Origin of the sequence: Amycolatopsis sp. NPDC101161 (assembly GCF_044768185.1) — a bacterium.
Lineage (GTDB): Bacteria > Actinomycetota > Actinomycetes > Mycobacteriales > Pseudonocardiaceae > Amycolatopsis.
The window spans coordinates 391,762-407,984 of record NZ_JBIWPI010000007.1 but is presented as its reverse complement, the minus strand read 5'-3'; the positions used below and the strand labels follow the sequence as shown (position 1 = coordinate 407,984).

Annotated in this window: 14 protein-coding genes; 10 read left to right on the top strand and 4 right to left on the bottom strand. The window is 72.6% G+C overall.

Annotated elements, in window-relative coordinates:
* Positions 1 to 11 precede the first annotated feature (11 nt).
* From ACIRSS_RS44585 to ACIRSS_RS44570, 4 genes are all read left to right on the top strand, one after another.
* On the top strand, positions 12 to 917 hold the full coding sequence (locus ACIRSS_RS44585; RefSeq protein ID WP_400906815.1) for a glutaminase: 906 nt from the start codon (positions 12 to 14) through the stop codon (positions 915 to 917).
* 44 nt (positions 918 to 961) lie between these two features.
* A complete protein-coding gene (locus ACIRSS_RS44580; protein ID WP_400906812.1) occupies positions 962 to 1,966 on the top strand; it encodes a LacI family DNA-binding transcriptional regulator in 1,005 nt (334 codons plus the stop codon).
* Positions 1,967 to 2,046: 80 nt separating this feature from the next.
* Positions 2,047 to 4,893: a glycoside hydrolase family 2 TIM barrel-domain containing protein gene (locus ACIRSS_RS44575; protein ID WP_400906811.1), complete on the top strand. Its 2,847-nt coding sequence runs from the start codon at positions 2,047 to 2,049 to the stop codon at positions 4,891 to 4,893.
* A 62-nt stretch (positions 4,894 to 4,955) separates the two neighbouring features.
* Positions 4,956 to 5,549: a hypothetical protein gene (locus ACIRSS_RS44570; protein ID WP_400906810.1), complete on the top strand. Its 594-nt coding sequence runs from the start codon at positions 4,956 to 4,958 to the stop codon at positions 5,547 to 5,549.
* Between the two features lie 19 nt (positions 5,550 to 5,568).
* On the opposite strand, the gene ACIRSS_RS44565 is transcribed toward ACIRSS_RS44570, so the two are convergent.
* Positions 5,569 to 6,264, bottom strand: coding sequence for a TetR family transcriptional regulator (locus ACIRSS_RS44565; RefSeq protein ID WP_400906807.1), 696 nt, complete (start codon positions 6,262 to 6,264; stop codon positions 5,569 to 5,571).
* Positions 6,265 to 6,352: 88 nt separating this feature from the next.
* Here ACIRSS_RS44565 and ACIRSS_RS44560 point away from each other — a divergent pair, with 88 nt between their 5' ends.
* Positions 6,353 to 7,489, top strand: a complete 1,137-nt coding sequence (locus tag ACIRSS_RS44560) for an FAD-dependent monooxygenase (protein ID WP_400906805.1) — start codon at positions 6,353 to 6,355, stop codon at positions 7,487 to 7,489.
* 312 nt (positions 7,490 to 7,801) lie between these two features.
* On the opposite strand, the gene ACIRSS_RS44555 is transcribed toward ACIRSS_RS44560, so the two are convergent.
* Complete coding sequence (locus ACIRSS_RS44555) at positions 7,802 to 8,479, bottom strand: NUDIX hydrolase (RefSeq protein WP_400906802.1); 678 nt, start codon at positions 8,477 to 8,479, stop codon at positions 7,802 to 7,804.
* 83 nt (positions 8,480 to 8,562) lie between these two features.
* On the opposite strand from ACIRSS_RS44555, the gene ACIRSS_RS44550 reads away from it, so the two are divergent.
* From ACIRSS_RS44550 to ACIRSS_RS44530, 5 genes are all read left to right on the top strand, one after another.
* Positions 8,563 to 9,564: an SPFH domain-containing protein gene (locus ACIRSS_RS44550; RefSeq protein WP_400906799.1), complete on the top strand. Its 1,002-nt coding sequence runs from the start codon at positions 8,563 to 8,565 to the stop codon at positions 9,562 to 9,564.
* Entirely contained in the window at positions 9,561 to 10,430 is an 870-nt protein-coding gene (locus ACIRSS_RS44545) for a hypothetical protein (protein ID WP_400906796.1), read from the top strand. Before ACIRSS_RS44550 ends, ACIRSS_RS44545 begins: the two co-directional genes overlap by 4 nt.
* A gap of 95 nt (positions 10,431 to 10,525) precedes the next feature.
* Positions 10,526 to 10,831, top strand: a complete 306-nt coding sequence (locus ACIRSS_RS44540) for a DUF6403 family protein (RefSeq protein WP_400906794.1) — start codon at positions 10,526 to 10,528, stop codon at positions 10,829 to 10,831.
* Positions 10,824 to 12,149, top strand: coding sequence for a hypothetical protein (locus ACIRSS_RS44535; RefSeq protein ID WP_400906791.1), 1,326 nt, complete (start codon positions 10,824 to 10,826; stop codon positions 12,147 to 12,149). Before ACIRSS_RS44540 ends, ACIRSS_RS44535 begins: the two co-directional genes overlap by 8 nt.
* Positions 12,146 to 13,015, top strand: a complete 870-nt coding sequence (locus tag ACIRSS_RS44530; RefSeq protein WP_400906788.1) for a hypothetical protein — start codon at positions 12,146 to 12,148, stop codon at positions 13,013 to 13,015. Before ACIRSS_RS44535 ends, ACIRSS_RS44530 begins: the two co-directional genes overlap by 4 nt.
* On the opposite strand, the gene ACIRSS_RS44525 is transcribed toward ACIRSS_RS44530, so the two are convergent.
* Positions 13,003 to 15,225 carry a glycoside hydrolase family 15 protein gene (locus ACIRSS_RS44525; RefSeq protein WP_400906786.1) on the bottom strand — a complete coding sequence of 741 codons (2,223 nt, stop codon included), beginning with the start codon at positions 15,223 to 15,225 and terminating at the stop codon, positions 13,003 to 13,005. The genes ACIRSS_RS44530 and ACIRSS_RS44525 overlap by 13 nt on opposite strands.
* A 287-nt stretch (positions 15,226 to 15,512) precedes the next feature.
* Positions 15,513 to 16,208: a TetR/AcrR family transcriptional regulator gene (locus ACIRSS_RS44520; protein ID WP_400906783.1), complete on the bottom strand. Its 696-nt coding sequence runs from the start codon at positions 16,206 to 16,208 to the stop codon at positions 15,513 to 15,515.
* Positions 16,209 to 16,223: the final 15 nt, after the last annotated feature.

Genomic DNA, 16,223 nt, shown 5'->3' with positions numbered 1-16,223 from the left:
AAGCTGCGGCCGTGGACCTCGCGGCGCTGCTGGACCGGATCGCCGGCGACGTCGCGCCCGAGGTCGGCCGCGGCGCCGTCGCGGACTACATCCCCGCCCTCGCGCGGATCGAGCCCAGCGCGTTCGGCATGGCGGTGGCCGAAGTGGACGGTGGGCTGTACGGCATCGGCGACTGGCGGCGGCCGTTCTCGGTGCAGAGCATGTCGAAGGTGTTCACCCTCGCACTGGTCCTGTCCCGCGGCGACGGCGTGTGGACGCGGGTCGGGCGCGAGCCGTCCGGCGACCCGTTCAACTCGCTGGTGCAGCTCGAGCACGAGGACGGCATCCCCCGCAACCCGTTCATCAACGCGGGCGCGCTGGTGGTTACCGACGAGCTGGCCCGCCAGGGCGACGCGGCCGACGCGCTGCTCGCCTTCCTGCGCGAGGAGAGCGGCCGGCCGGGCATCGACGTCGATCCCGAAGTGGCCGCGTCCGAGGCGGGGCACGCCGACCGCAACCGCGCGCTCGCCTACTTCATGGCGTCCTACGGCAACATGCGCCACCCGGTGCCGTCGGTGCTCGACCAGTACGTCCGCCAGTGCTCGATCGCGATGAGCTGCGCGGACGTCGCAAGCTCGGCGCTGTTCCTGGCCCGCCACGGCATCCGCAACGACGGCACCCGGCTGCTGGACCTCAGCGCGGCGAAGCGGATCAACGCGGTGATGCTGACGTGCGGCACCTACGACGCGGCCGGCGAGTTCGCCTACCGGGTCGGGCTGCCGGGCAAGAGCGGCGTCGGCGGCGGCATCCTGGCGATCGTCCCGGGCCGGTGCGCGGTCTGCGTGTGGAGCCCCGGCCTGGACGCTCGCGGCAACTCGGTGGCGGGCGTGGCGGCGCTGGACCGGTTCACGACGCTGACCGGCTGGTCGATCTTCTAGCCTCCGCGGCTGGCGCGCCCGGCCGAGGCGGGCATACTCGACGGATGTCTTCGAGCAGCACGGAACCCCGGCGGGTGACGATCCACGACGTCGCCCGCTCGGCCGGGGTGTCGCGGCAGACCGTGTCGCGTGCGCTGAACGACAAGGCCGAGATCGACGGCTCGACCAAGCAGCGCGTCCTGGACGCCGCCCGGGAACTCGGGTACCGGCCGAGCCGGTTCGCCCGCGGCCTGGTCCGGCCGGACACCACCACCATCGGCCTGGTCGTGCCGGACCTGCTCAACCCCTTCTTCACCGAGGTCGCCTCCGGGGCGCTGGCGGCCGCCCGGGCGCGCGGCCGGCACGTCGTCGTCTACGACACCGCCGGCGACGCCGAGCAGGAGCTCGCCACGCTGCGGGTCATCGGCACCCAGGTCGACGCCGTCGTCGGGTACTTCAGCCGGTCCGAAGAGGACCTCGACCGGTTCACCCCCGGCGTCCCGGTCGTGCTGATCGGCCGCGAGCCGCGCCTGCCGCGGTTCAGCGGCATCTCGATCGACGGCGAGGACGGCGTCCGCGAGGCCCTCGCCCACCTCGTCGGGCGCGGGCACCGGCGGATCGCGATGCTCGACGACGACGGGCCCGAACCCAGCGTCCGGCAGCTGTGGTTCCGGCGGGCCGCCGCCGCGCACGGCATCGCGGTCGCGCCCGGCTGGATCGCGCGCGCCGCCCAGTCCGTCGACGGCGGCGGCGCGGCTCTCGCGAGCCTGCTCGCCGCTCACCCCGACGTCACCGCCGTGTTCGCCTTCAACGACGTGATCGCCATCGGTGCCCTGCGCGAAGCCCGCCGGTTCGGCCTGCGCGTCCCGGCCGACCTCGCGGTGATCGGCTTCGACGGGCTCGCCCTCGGCACCCTCGTCGACCCGGAGCTCTCCAGCGTTGCCATCGACACCCGCGCGCTCGGCGCGCTGGCCGTCGACCAAGCGGCGCGGCTCGTGACCGGTGCCGCGCCCCTCGAGCCCGGTGAGCTGATCGTCCGCGCCCGGCTCCACCTGCGTGAATCCGCCTGATCGCTTGACACGCCGCGGCGGCGGTCAGCACACTGCGGCTACGCCCGTGAACGTTCACGGGAACGCTCACGGGAGGTGCCATGGGGTACGTCGAAGACCCGGGCCCGGGCTACGGCTCGGTGGCCCCGCGCGCGGCCTTCGGCTCCGACGCGCCGTCGCTGTCGCTGGCCGGCACCTGGCGGTTCCACCTGTCGCCGAGCCTCACCGCCGCTCCCCCGGACGTCGCCGATCCCGGGTTCGACGACTCCTCGTGGGACGAGCTGCCGGTGCCGTCGCTGTGGCAGCTGCACGGGCACGGCAAGCCCGCCTACACGAACGTGCACTACCCGTTCCCGGTCGACCCGCCGCACGTGCCGTCGGAGAACCCGACCGGCGACCACCGGCTGCGGTTCGACCTGCCCGCCGGCTGGCCGGCCGGGTCGTCTTTGCTGCGCTTCGACGGGATCGACTCGTGCGGCCGGATCTGGCTCAACGGCACCGAGCTCGGCGTCACGAAGGGCAGCAGGCTGCCGGCGGAGTTCGAGGTCGGGCCGCTGCTGAAGCCGCGCGGCAACGTCCTCGTCGTGCGCGTGCACCAGTGGTCGGCCGGCAGCTACCTCGAAGACCAGGACATGTGGTGGCTGTCCGGGATCTTCCGGGCGGTGAAGCTGCTGGCGCGGCCGGACGGCGGCATCGGCGACCACTGGATCCATGCCGGATACGACCACACGACCGGGCTGGGCACGGTCCGGGTCGAGACCGTCCCGGACGCCGTGCTCGACATCCCGTCGCTGGGCGTCGCCGGGCACCCGGCCGGAGAGCCCCTGGAGCTGCCCGTCGAGCCGTGGAGCGCCGAGACGCCGACGTTGTACGAGGGCACGCTGTCCACTGTGGCCGAACGCGTGCCCGTCCGGATCGGGTTCCGCACGGTGTGCATCGAGAACGGGCAGCTCGAGGTCAACGGGCGACGCATCCTGCTGCGCGGGGTCAACCGGCACGAGCACGACCCGCGGACCGGGCGCGTCGTGTCGCGGGAGACCGCGCTGGCCGACGTCCTGCTGATGAAGCGGCACCACGTCAACGCCGTCCGGACCAGCCACTACCCGCCGGATCCCGTGTTCCTCGAGCTGTGCGACGAGTACGGCCTGTGGGTCATCGATGAATGCGACCTGGAAACCCACGGCTTCGGGCCGCTCGGGTGGGACCGCAACCCGAGCTCCGAGCCGATGTGGACGGACGCCTACCTCGACCGGATGCGACGCACGGTGGAGCGGGACAAGAACCGGCCCAGCGTGATCCTCTGGTCGCTGGGCAACGAGAGTCACACCGGCGACAACCTGGCGCGGATGGCGGCGTGGGTGCGCGACCGCGACCCGAGCCGGCCGGTGCACTACGAAGGCGACCACGACTGCTCCTATGTGGACGTCCACAGCCGCATGTACGCGACACCGTCCGAAGTGGAGCGGATCGGCCGCCGCGACGACGACAACGAGCGTCGCCGCGACCTGCCGTTCATCCTCTGCGAGTACGCGCACGCGATGGGCAACGGGCCGGGCGGCCTGCTGGAGTACCGCGAGCTGTTCGAGCGGTACCCGAACTGCCAGGGCGGGTTCGTCTGGGAGTGGATCGACCACGGCCTCGCCGCGCCGGGCCACTTCGCCTACGGCGGCGACTTCGGCGAGCTCCTCCACGACGGCAACTTCGTCATCGACGGCCTGCTCTTCCCGGACCGGACGCCGTCGCCGGGACTCACGGAGTTCGCGAAGATCATCGAGCCGGTCCGGATCGACGCGGATTCGTCCGGTATCCGGGTTTCGAACCACTACGACTTCGCGGACACCGGGCACCTGACGTTCACCTGGGTGCTCGAGGAGGAAGGAATCGCTGTCACCCAAGGCGTTCTCGACGTACCCACCGTCCAATCCGGACAGAGCGTGTCGGTTCCCCTGCCGTCGTTGCCGGTGACGAGCGGCGAGTCGTGGTTGACGGTCTCCGCTTCGCTGACGTCCGGGACGGCCTGGGCGCCGGCCGGGCACGTCGTCGGGTGGGGCCAGCTGCCGGTTTCGCCCGCACCGGCCCGTGCTCTGCCTTCGCCGCGGGGTCCGGTGTTCCGCACGTCCGGCGGGCTCATCCTCGGTGCCGGCGAGTTCGACCCGGCGACGGGCACGCTGACGACCCTCGGCGGCCACCCGGTGCGGGGGCCGCGGCTGGGCGTCTGGCGCGCGACGACGGACAACGACCGCGGTTCGTCGCCGGGGCCGTCCGAGGCGTCGCAGTGGCTGGCGGCGGGCCTGCACCGGATGCAGCACCGGGTGATCGCGGTGGACGCCGACGGCGACGAGCTGCTGGTACGCACCCGCGTCGCCCCGCCGGCGCAGCCGTTCGGCCTGTTCGCGGACTACACCTGGACGGCCTTCGACGGCGGCCTGCGGCTGCGGGTCGACGTGACCCCCGACGGCGAGTTCCCGGGCACACTCCCCCGGCTCGGCCTGGCGATGGCGCTCCCGGGCACGTTCGGCTCGGCCGAGTGGTTCGGGCGTGGTCCCGGTGAGGCGTACCCGGACAGCCGCCAGGCGGCGCGGATCGGGCGGTTCTCGAGCAGCGTCGACGGCCTCCAGACGCCGTACGTGTACCCGCAGGAGAACGGCAACCGGACGGACGTGCGCTGGGCCCGCTTGACGAACCCGGACGGAACGGGGCTGCGCATCGACGGCGACCCGGCGTTCGACTTCACGGCCCGCCGCTGGACGTCGGCGGCCCTGGAGGCGGCGCGGCACACCGACGAGCTGGAGTCGGGTTCGCTGGTCCACGTGACGCTGGACGTGGCCCACCACGGCCTCGGGACGGCGGCCTGCGGCCCCGGCGTGCTGCCGGCGTACCGGCTGGTGCCGCGGAAGACGTCGTTCGCCCTGTCCTTCCGGCCCGTGGCGGGTGGTGTCGCAAATTGAGACCCCGGGACGCGCCCGGATGCGGTCTCGTTGAGGTTCGACCGCCGACAGGAGCGTCCCGGATGACCCCTTCCACGACGACCCCCACGAGCGCCCGGCAGCTCAGCACGCCGGGCGCACTGGGCCTCGCCGATCTCGTCGCGCTCTTCGACGACCTGCAGTTCACCCTCGAGTGCTGCGAACGGCTGGTGGCCGAACTGGCCCGCCCGCGCGTCGACGCGGTGCTCGTCGAGGCATTGTGGGTGTCCGCGCTCAACTGCTACGCCCGCTGCTTCCGCACCGGCGACCGCGGCCTGCACCTGACGGTCGACGACGTCAAGGCCACCGGCGTGCCGGGTGAGGTCGCCGAGTGGCACGCGCTGCTGGGCCGGATCCGCGACTTCTCGATCGACGGGCCGGCCAACCCGCGCGAGGCCTACTCGGTCGGCGTCTCACAATCCCTGACCGGCGAGGCTTCGGGCGTGGTCATCACGTCGGCCGCGCGGCCGCTGGTGGACGAGGTCACGGTGAAGCAGACCGGGCGGCTGGCCTTCGAGCTGAGCCGGCTGGTGGACGAGCGGATCAAGGAACACCAGCAGAAGGTGTTCGCGGCGGCGTCGAAGCTGACGTCCGCCCAGCTGGCGGCGTTGCCGGAGATCGAAGTCGCGTCTCAATAAGTCTCATTAATGCGTCTCATTATTCGACGCCGGGCAGGTGGCGGTAGATCGTGGCGCGGGAGACGCCCAGCGCCGTCGCGATGTCGGCCGGGGCGTGGCCGGCGTCGTAGAGCCGGCGGGCCGCCTCGATCGTCTCCGGGCTCATCACCGGTGGCCGGCCGCGGCGGGTACGCGGTCTGGGCTCGGGCTCCGGCGCGGTGTACAACCGGTCGACGCCGTCGAGGACCGCCGCGCGCAGCTCGTCCACCGGGGCGTCGGCGAACAGGACCACCGGGTCGCTGAGCATCGCGATCGCCTGCGCCGCGCGGACCCGGCCCGCCAGGTCCGCGTCCGGGCCCGCGACCAGGTGGTTCGCCTTGAGCATGCCGTCGCGGAAGCGGTCGAACACCGGCTTCGACGCGGTGAGCCCGAGGTCGCGCAGGTTCATCCGGAGCAGGTAGCGGTGGCTCAGCCACACGCCGAGCAGTCCCTCTATCGCCGCCGCGCGCGGGTCGGCGGCGGCCGCGGCCTTCGTCATGGCGGTGTCGAGGTCGTCGAGGAGCGGCTCGGCCAGCGCCGTCACGATGTCCGCCTTGCCCGGGAAGTGGTACAGCACCGCGGTCTTGGTGACGCCGACGCGTTCGGCCAGCTCCCGCACCGACACCGCGTGGAAGCCGCGCTCGGAGAACTCCTCGAGCGCGGCCCGCAGGATCCGGGCGCGGGTGTCGTCGGTCATCGCCCGAGCCTAGCCGCTTGCCTGACCGTTGGACAGGAGCGTACGGTCATGGCTGACCGATGGTCAGGACTTCGATGGGGGTTTCACCATGACCGAGCAGACCGTACTGATCTCCGGCGCGGGCGTCGCCGGGCCGACGCTGGCGTACTGGCTGGCCCGCGCCGGCTTCCGGCCGACCGTCGTCGAGCGCGCGGCCGGGCTGCGCTCGAGCGGCAGCCCGGTCGACGTGCGCGGGCCGGCCGCGCGCGTCGCCGACCGGATGGGCATCACGGGGAAGCTGCGCGAGGCGAGCACCGCCGTGACGTCGCTGAAGTTCGTCGACGACGCCGGACGCCGCACCGGCCGCGTCACGATGGGCGGCGACGGCGGCATCGAGCTGCCGCGCACCGACCTCGCGGCGATCCTGCACGAAGCCGCGCGCGAGGACGCGGAGATCGTCTTCCACGACTCGATCACCGAACTGCACCAGGACGACGGCGGCGTCGACGTGACGTTCGAGCGCGGCGCTCCCCGGCGGTTCGACCTGGTGATCGGCGCCGACGGCCTGCACTCGGGCGTGCGGCGGCTGGCGTTCGGGCCGGAGCACGCGTTCGTCGAGCACATGGGCGTCTACATCGCGACGCTCCCGCTGGCCGAGCCGCCCGCCGACCGCACCGAGCTGGTGATGTACAACTCGCCGGGCCGGGCGGTGGCCGTGCACCCGTCGCGCGGCCACGGGATCGCCGCGTTCATGTTCCGCGGTGCCGCCGTCCCGGGGTTCGACCACCGGGACACGGTGCTGCACAAGCGAATGCTCGCCGAGGCGTACGAGGGTGCGGGCTGGCGGGTGCCGGAGCTGCTGGAGCGCGTGCGCGAGGCCGACGACCTCTACCTGGACTCGGTGAGCCGGGTGCGGATGGCCGCCTGGGCGTCCGGGCGGATCGCGCTGGCCGGCGACGCGGCGTCGTGCGTGTCCCTGTTCGGCGACGGCTCGACACTGGCGATGGCCGGCGCGTACACGCTGGCGGAGGAGCTGGGCCGCACGCCGGGTGACGCGGCCGCGGCGTTCCGCCGGTACGAGGCAGAGCATCGAAAGCTGGTGGAACCCAAGCAGCGCAACGTGTCCACGGCGGCGGCGCTCCTGATCCCGGCCACTCGCGGCGGCCTGGCGGCCCGCAACTTCGGCACACGCCTGCTGCCGCTGGTTTCGGCCGCGCGGCGGCTCGCGCCCGCCCGCGCTGCGTAGCTGCACGGGCCCGCGAGGTCGGGGGCACGGGCGCCGAGTACGTTGCGGCCGCTAGGCGACTCGCGCCGCCTAGCTGCACGAGCCGCGAGGTCAGGGCACAGGCGCCGAGTGCACTGTGGCAGCACGACGGCTGGCCCCCACCCGCGCCGCCTAGCTGCACCGGCCCCCGAGACCGGAGGCGCAGCCGCCGGGTGCGTTGCGGGCGCGCGGCGGCCCGCGCCGCCTAGCTGCACGGGCCCGCGAGGTAGGGGCGCGAGCGCCGAGTGGCCGCGCTCCCACCTGGCCGCACGGCGGACGTGCGCGGCCTGAGCGTCACGCTCGCAACATCGGCGGGTACAGCAGTTCCGCCTTCCCGCGCCGGTACAGCTGCGCCGGCCGGCCGCCGTCGCGGGTGGTCGTGCGGCCAGTCGGTTCCAGCAGGCCCTCGGCGCCGGTGACCTTGCGGTGGAAGTTGCGCGGGTCCAGCCGCGTGTCCCAGACCAGCTCGTACACCCGCCGCAGCTCCGCGACCGTGAACTCCGGTGCGCAGAACGCCGTCGCCAGCGGCGAATACTCCAGTTTCGCGCGGGCGCGTTCCACCCCGTCCGCCAGGATCCGGTCGTGGTCGAACGCCAGGTGCTCGCGGGTCAGCGACCGGACCGGCGTCCAGCGCGCCTCCGCGGCGTCCGTGCCCGCGCTCGGCGTCGGCAGGTCCGGGGCCAGCGCCAGGTAGGCGACGGTGACCACGCGCATCCGCGGGTCGCGGTCCGGGGCGCCGTAGCCGGCGAGCTGTTCGACGTGGACGGTCCCCGGCGCCAGCCCGGTCTCCTCCGCCAGCTCGCGGCGCGCCGCGTCCGAGAGGTCCTCGTCCTCGCGGACGAACCCGCCGGGCAGCGCCCACTCCCCCCGGTACGGCTCGACCCCCCGGCGCACGACCAAGGCGCACAGCTCGTCCCCGGTCAGGGTGAGCACGACGAGGTCGACGGTGACGGCGAACGGCGGGTGACCCATGCCACCACCCTACCTTCTAATCGTCAGCTTGACGATTAGGCCGCCGTCCGCATATCGTCACCTCGACGATAAGAGGAGGGCTCATGGCCGACATCGACCGCCGCTTCGGGTTCCGGCACCTGCGCGGCGCACCCACCGTGCACATCCGCCACTACCGCCGCGGCAAGCTCGCGCACGACGGCGTCGGGCTGTCGTTCTGGTACCGGCCGCTGACGGCGGTCGTCTCGGAGGTCCCGGTCGACGACCGCGAGCTGCCGCTGCTGTTCCACGCCCGCACGGCCGACTTCCAGGACGTCACCGTGCAGCTCGCGCTGACGTTCCGGATCGAAGACCCGGCCCTGGCCGCGCAGCGCATCGACTTCTCCATCGACCCGGACACGGGCCGCTGGAGAAGCGACCCCTTGGCGCAGATCAGCGGGCTGCTCACCGAAAACGTCCAGCAGTACGCCGTGGAGGTGCTGACCCGCACCGACCTGGCGACCGCGCTGGTCGACGGCGTGCGCGCGGTCCGCGACCGGATCCGCGCCGGGCTCGCCGAGGAGGACACCCGCCTCGCGCAGACCGGCTCGGCCGTCGTCGACGTCCGCGTCGTCGCGATCCGGGCCGAGCCGGAGGTCGAGAAGGCCCTGCAGACGACCGCGCGGGAGAAGGTCCAGCAGGAGGCCGACCGGGCGACCTTCGAGCGGCGCGCGCTGGCCGTCGAACGCGAACGCGCGATCGGGGAAAACGAGCTGCAGAACCAGATCGAGCTGGCCCGGCGCGAAGAGCAGCTGGTCTCCCAGCGCGGCGCCAACGCCCGCCGCCAGGCCGAAGAGGCCGCGGCGGCGAGCCGGATCGAGACCGAGGCGCAGGCCTCGCGCAAGGAACGCCTGACGCTCGTGGAAGCCGAAGGCAAGCGCGCGCTCGGCGAGGCGGAGGCGGCCGGGGAAGCCGCCCGGCTGGCCGCGTACCGCGACCTGCCCGAGGGCGTCCTGACCGGACTGGCGTTGAAGGAACTGGCCGGAAACCTGCCGCAGATCGACAGCCTGACGGTCACCCCGGACCTGCTCGCGCCGCTGCTGACGAAGCTGGGCGTGCGGTCGTGAGCCTCGCCCCGCGCGTCGTGCTGGTGCACCGGCGCACCGAGCTGGCCGAGCTGCTCGCCCGGCACGGCACGCGCGGCCAGGCCGAGTTCTTCCTGCGCACGCGCGGACGCGACCTGGCCGAGGTGACCGAGGCGGACGCCGCCGTGCGTGCGGCGCTCGCCGCGGCGTCGGCGGCGATCCCGCTCGACTGGCGCCGCGGCGAGGTCGAACGGGCGGACCTCGACCGGTTCCTGTTCACCCCGGAGGACGTCGTCGTCGTGGTCGGCCAGGACGGGCTCGTCGCGAACGTCGCCAAGTACCTCGACGGCCAGCCGGTGGTCGGGATCGCGCCGGGCGCGCCCGGGGTGCTCGTGCGGCACCCACCGGCGGCGGTCGCGGACCTGGTGCGGGCCACCGGCGACGTCGAGCACCGGACGATGGCCGAGCTCACCGCCGACGACGGGCAGCGGCTGCTCGCGCTCAACGAGATCTACCTGGGGCACGCCGGGCACCAGACGGCCCGCTACCGGCTGGGGGTCGGTGGCGGGCCGGCGGAACGCCAGGCGTCGTCGGGGATCCTCGTCGGGACGGGCACCGGCGCCACCGGCTGGTGCGGCTCGGTGTGGCGCGAACGCGGGAGCGCACTGCGGTTGCCCGCGCCCGGCGAGGCCCGGCTCGTCTGGTTCGTGCGCGAGGCCTGGCCGTCGCCGACGACCGGGACCACGTGCACCGAAGGGGACCTGACGCGGGCGCCGCTGACGGTCGAGGTCGAATCCGACCGCCTGGTCGCGTTCGGCGACGGCCTCGAGACGGACAGCGTCGCGCTCACCCGCGGCCAGACGGCGACGTTCGTCCCGGCCGCGAAGACCGTCCGGTTGGTCCGGTGAGCGACCGGGACACAATGCGGCAACGTCGTCACCTCGCCGGGCTTCGGCCGTCAGAATGACCTCCTCGCCGAAGATCGAAGTGCGAAGGTGGCCGGATGACGTGGCTTGTGTGGGTGCTCGGCGCGGTGGTGATCGCCGCCGCCGGGTTCGGGGTCGTCGCCGTGCCCTGGTGGCGGGACCGGGATCTGCGCCGGCGGACCGCCTGGTCGGCCGCGCGCGCCGCGATCGACAGCGCGGCGGTGAGCCGGGACGCGGCCGCCGCTCCCCTGCTCGAAGCCGAGCAGCTGCTGACCCGGGCGGAGACCATCGCGGCCGGCCACGGCGGCGAGCGAGCGGCCCGGTCGGCCGAGGACCACGCGCGCCGCGCCGACGCGCTCTGGCGGGCGGCCGCCCGTGGTTGACCGGATTCGCTGGGCTCTGCTGGCCGTGGCCGTCGCCGTGCTGGTGACGTTCCTCCTGGTGCAGAAGCAGAGCACCGACGTCAGCTACGGCCAGGCGCCCGCGGCCGCGGACCCGATCCCGGAGGGCTCGGCGGGCGAGCTGAGCGGCGCGACCGTCCCCTCGGCCGAGCAGCTGACGGCGATGGTCAAGGACTCCCCCGTGGTCCGGCTGCCGGGCGCGATCGCGACCTGGGACGACCAAGCCGTGCGGGCCGCGGCCGGCAAGGCGGGGGTCCGCGTGATCGTGGCCCCGCCCGGGCTCCCGAAGGACGCCCGCGACCGGGTGACGAAGGTCGAGGACGCGACCATCCAGGTGATCGGGACCGAGGTCACCGGCGGGATGCTGCAGGCCTCGCCCGACCGCGCGTCCGAGTGGATGCACGAGTTCGCCACCGGCGACGTCACGGAGTCGCTGACCACCCTGGCCGCGCACCTCAACCACCAGCCGGACGCCCCGGACCAGCCCGCACTCGCCCGCCGCGACCCGACCGCCGCCGAACTGGCCGAGGTCACGGCGCAGCTGCGCGGCACCGGCCGGTTCATCGCTCCGGGCGCGACGCTCAAGGACGCGCCCGCCACCACCGCCGCGTTCCCCGGCGCGCAGCCGTTGTACGTGGCTCTCCCGCAGCAGCCGGCCGGTCAGCCGCTCGTCCACTTCGGACCGGCGCTGGCGAAGGAGTTCCCCGGCCGGCCGATCGTGGCGATGTACGGCCAGTGGGTGGAGTACGACGGCCCGTTCGCCGCCGACTTCTCCGACGTCGCGACGGCCAGCTTCTACGGCCAATTCGCCGACCGCCTCAGCACGTACGCCTACCCGCAGCGCAACGTGCTGGGCGCGTGGCTCGACCGGGTCACGGCCATCCGCTACGCCGGGCTGTTCGACCGCCCGCTCCCCTACACCCCGTTCGACCCGCTGCGGGTCGCCCTGCCCGTGCTGCCGTGGCTGTTCGCCGCCTGCGCGGTCGGGTTCCTCGTGCTCTCGGCCCGCCGGCTGGTCCGGCCGGACCGTCCGACCGGTGCTGGCGTGCCGACCCGCCTGGCCGGCCTGACCGCGCTCGCCGTCGAGGTCTCGGGCCTCACCGACGGCCCTTCGGCCGCGGCCCTGACCCGCGGGATCACGCAGCTGACGGCGGCCAGGGAGGCGTTCACCGGGAAGCTGCCCGACCACCACGTCCACGGCTTGCTCGACGCGGCCGAGGCGGAGCTCGGCACCACGGCCGATCTGCTGCGCCGCCCGGAGTACCGGCCGGCCGAATACCTGCGCGGGAGGCTCACGTGAAGCGGTTCTTCGGCTCCGCGTTCGGGGTCGCGGTGCTCGGCTGCCTGGTGCTGGCGGGCTGGGCGGTGTGGTCGGCGGGGGTCTTCGACACACCCGTGGCCCGGCAGCTGCGGTCCGCGTCGGTGTACGTCGCGCCCGGGGTCACGCTCGACCAGCCGGCCGCGGAACGCGTGATCGGCAACCGGCGGCTGGTCGTGGCCTTCCTCGAACCGGGCGCGGACCTGGGCGACGCGTGCGACAGCCTGGGCAGCGCGGTCGACGGCACCCTCGCCGTGATGCTCAGCCGCGACGGTGACGACTACAAGAAGTACAGCTGTTCCCGGTTGCCCGGCGTGGACGACGAGAACTTCGGCAAGGCGTTCGTCGCCGAGTCGATGATCGGCACCGGCATCGACGGCTTCGCCGCCCGGCCGGTGGACGCGCTGAAGGTTATGGTCGTCAACTACGACCTGCTGGTGCGGACCGGGTCGATCCCGGACGGCGGCCGGACGGTCAGCCCCTCGCTGCCGCGGTACCTGATCGCCACGGCCGCGGTCGCGGCGGTGCTCCTGGGGTCGTCGGGGCTCTACCTCGCCGCGCGCCGGACCGGCCGGGTCGCGGTGGCGCGGAAGGACCGCCGCGAGACCGAAGCCGACGAGCGGACCGAGCTGGCGGCGGCCGCGGCCGTGCTGGCCCAGCGGATCATCGACCTGGACCAGCGGTACGCCCGGCAGAAGGGCCGGAGCAAGTTCGCCCAGGGGTACCGGAGTCTCGTGACGGACTACACCAAGCTGCTGCCGGACCTCGGCCAGGAGACCCCGCAGCTGCGGGCCCGGGTCGAGAAGCTGCTGACCCGGGCCCGGAAGCTGAGCACTCAGAAGGGATAGCGGGACTTCACGATCGACGGTGTGTCGAGGTTGTAGCCCGCGTCCATGCTCTGCGCGAGCCGCAGGTACTGGCCCTCGGCCCACATCAGCGGACCCGCGCTGCCCGTCGGGCGCCCGAGGCCGAAGCAACCGACGTCCGCGCGGTCCCAGACCTGCTCGGGCACGAAGTAGCCGTCGTTGGCCGAGTCCGCCATGGACTTCAGGTAGACCGCCGCCGAGCGGCCGTTGGCGAGCTCGTACTGCCCCCGCTCCCCCGACAGCACCGGCCACAGCCGTCCGAACCGCTGGCTTCCCCCGGCGGGCCAGCCGGTGCAGGCCGACGTGCTCTCGCCGTAGTTGTCGTGCGGGTAGCGGTGAAAGTAGACGTCACCGTTGGGCAAGGTCACCTGCACCGCCGAGTTGCCGTCGGACGCGGCCGCCGTGGGGGCGACCGAGTTCGCGATCGTCGGGTCGTTCGCCGGGCGGATGCCGAGCCGGACGAGGTCGAGGAACCCGAAGTCGGTGACGTCGTGCTCGTAGAAGCAGCCTTCGTCGAAGCAGATCGTCGCGCCGTCGTTGGGGTTCCCGGAGCGGTCGAGGCGTTCGTAGTAGGTGTGGCCGCCCCAGTAGCCGGACGTCGTGACCGTCCAGCCGGCCAACGAGTTGCGCCAGGAGTCCGCGGTGGACTCCCACGTCGTCGCGCTCGCGGTGTCGCCGTTGGCGCGCGCGATGGCGCCCGCCGCGATCAGGCCGGCGATCTCGGCGGCCACCGACGACGGCGACTTGCCGTACTGCTCCTCCCACCGCTCGGTGGTGTCCGGGCCGGTCGAGACGATGTGGTTCGCCGTCGTCTTGACTTTGGCGTACGTCGAGGCGTCGGTGAGGCCGGTCAGCCAGGCGAGCAGGATCGCGTCGGCGTCCTGGTCGAGCTGTTCGCAGCAGCCGAGCTGCTGGGCACTGGCGCCGCTCACCCCGGAAACCGGGCTGTAGCGCGGGAACGACCCCGCCGGGTACGTCGTGCCGTCGCCGGCCGTGGGGCTGCCGATCCACTGGGAACTCCAGAGGAACTGGGCCATCCGCTTGGCCTGCGCGCTGTCGCCGGCGGCGAGGAGGCCGGTCGCCTGCTGGTAGAGGTCACGGCCCCAGACGCGGTGGTAGCCGTCGTTGAGGTGGTCGCCGTTCGTGTAGTCGCCCCACGGGGTCGCCAGGCCCGCGACACTCGCGCCGGGGTGCTGCTTGTCCTCGGCGGTCTTGAGCGCCATTGCCGCGACGTAGTAGGCGCGACGGCGTTGGGTGTCGCCGGAGACGCTGGCCGGGGCGGGTTTCAGACCGCCCACGTAGGAGTTCCAGCCGCTGCGGTAGGAGCTCGAGACGGCGGTGAACCCGGTGCCCAGCGAGCTGCTCGCGTTGGACGTCGCCGCTGCTGCGGTGTCGCCGTAGCCCAGTGCGACCGTGAACGTCGTGTCGGTGCCGACCGGGATCTGTCCACACTGGACCACGTTGCCCGTGCCGGAGATGTTGTCGAACTGGTTGTTCAGGGTTCTGTCGGCGCGTAGGTCGACGAGGCAGTCGCTGTTAGCGCCCGTGTAGCCGTTGTCGTGCGCGGTGAAGCCGGTCGAGACGCGCAGGGCTTGGACGACCGTTGTCGCCGTGCCGCCGAACAGCGTTTCGGTTCCGCCGGCTACCAGGCCGGTGCCGTCCCACCACGCGTTGTCGTTCGCTCCGCCGCCGGCCATCGAGGGGTTGGCCAGGAGGTAGAGGCGGTAGGTTCCGCCGTCCAGGGATTGGAAGCGGGTGTTCGTGACCAGGGTGGCTCGGGCCGGGTCCGTCGCGTAGTCCGTTGTTATCCGGTACTTGCCGCTCTTGGCCGTGTTCGTCACCGTGTACTGGAGTGCCTTCTCGTCGGGCATCGTCACGACGTGGTTCGTCGCGTCTCGCTCGAGGTCCACGAACGTGGTGCCGTCGGTGATCACGTACTGCATGTCCTGCATGTTCGGGACGTCGGCTCGGGGGTAGAAGACCTCCGAGGTGACTCCGTTCGCGACGGTGAACCAGACTGGGCTTGCCGTTGTGGTCGACGTCCCCAGGGCGGACTTGTTGCCTGTGGCCCAGGAGGCTCCTCCACCGCAGCAGTCGGTTGCCGTTCCGGTGGCCTGGGCTGGTGCCGGGAGTGCTCCGGTTAGCAGGATTGCTGTTCCTGCGCAGGCCAGGGCGGCTTTCCACCTGATCATTCGGGGCCTCCGACGGCGGTGTCGTGGATATGTTGTGGGCGGCAACATATTGGGCCTCTGGGCGGTGACAAGCAATGTCCGATGGGACTTTATCGATACAGCCCTCGTGCTTTCGGCTTGCTTCTTCGCCAACCCCGAAGCCGTGATTGTGACTACGGCCGGCAACACCGCGTCAAGGCGGGAAAGATGCCTTGACCCGGCGCTGCCGGCCGTGTTCTGGCTTCGGATCGGGGTTGCCCGGGGGGTCTGGGTTGTCGTTGGGTTGTGTTTGCCGGGGACCGTCGCTTTTATGCGTTGGCTATGCGGTTCAGCCACTCTCGCATCAGCACTCGCTCTGCCTCTGTCAGTGCTGTCGCACCTTCCAGGCCCGCTTGGAGCGCTATCGCTCTCTCGGGCAGCTTCGAGCCTGACGGCTCCTCGCTGCCCGTGAGGATCCTCGTCAACACCGTCTCGCGGGCCGTCTCTGACAGCTCTGGGTCGCGGTCTGCCACTCGGGTCGCGATCAACGACAGCACTACGCCCATTCCTGTTGCGTGCACCAGTCGTGCCGCTCGCTCGACGCTCACCCTCAGCCTGCCTGCTGCCGCTACCCGCTCGACCATGCTTCGCAGCATTGCCTCTGCCTCGCGTGCTGCCGGTGACGTGCGGCCTGGGCGGGCGTCGCCGTACATCAGTACGTAGAACTCCGGGCGGGACAACCCGAACTCGATGTGCAAGTCCCAGCCTCGGCGGAGGTCCTCTACCGCGTCGCCCGTGGTGCCCAATGCCTTCTTGCTCGTCAGGTACTCGTCGAACCCGTACGCCGCCACCGCGTCCAGCAGGCCGTCCTTGTCGCCGAAGAGGCGGTACAACGCCGGGGGCTGGACGCCTGCCGCCGCGCTCACCGCTCGCGTCGACAGACCGTCGCGTCCCTCGGCCGCCAGCAGTGCCGCCGCCGCTTCGAGGATGCGTTCCCGGGTGTCGACCGCCGTCTTCGTTGCCATGGTTACGATGGTAAC

Bases quoted from the DNA above. Each gene is read 5' to 3' on its own strand.
- ACIRSS_RS44565 (WP_400906807.1), bottom strand. From the start codon at position 6,264: ATGACCGACGACACCCGCGCCCGGATCCTGCGGGCCGCGCTCGAGGAG.
- ACIRSS_RS44520 (WP_400906783.1), bottom strand. From the start codon at position 16,208: ATGGCAACGAAGACGGCGGTCGACACCCGGGAACGCATCCTCGAAGCG.
- ACIRSS_RS44555 (WP_400906802.1), bottom strand. From the start codon at position 8,479: ATGGGTCACCCGCCGTTCGCCGTCACCGTCGACCTCGTCGTGCTCACC.
- ACIRSS_RS44560 (WP_400906805.1), top strand. From the start codon at position 6,353: ATGACCGAGCAGACCGTACTGATCTCCGGCGCGGGCGTCGCCGGGCCG.
- ACIRSS_RS44550 (WP_400906799.1), top strand. From the start codon at position 8,563: ATGGCCGACATCGACCGCCGCTTCGGGTTCCGGCACCTGCGCGGCGCA.
- ACIRSS_RS44570 (WP_400906810.1), top strand. From the start codon at position 4,956: ATGACCCCTTCCACGACGACCCCCACGAGCGCCCGGCAGCTCAGCACG.
- ACIRSS_RS44580 (WP_400906812.1), top strand. From the start codon at position 962: ATGTCTTCGAGCAGCACGGAACCCCGGCGGGTGACGATCCACGACGTC.
- ACIRSS_RS44525 (WP_400906786.1), bottom strand. From the start codon at position 15,225: ATGATCAGGTGGAAAGCCGCCCTGGCCTGCGCAGGAACAGCAATCCTG.
- ACIRSS_RS44575 (WP_400906811.1), top strand. From the start codon at position 2,047: ATGGGGTACGTCGAAGACCCGGGCCCGGGCTACGGCTCGGTGGCCCCG.
- ACIRSS_RS44540 (WP_400906794.1), top strand. From the start codon at position 10,526: ATGACGTGGCTTGTGTGGGTGCTCGGCGCGGTGGTGATCGCCGCCGCC.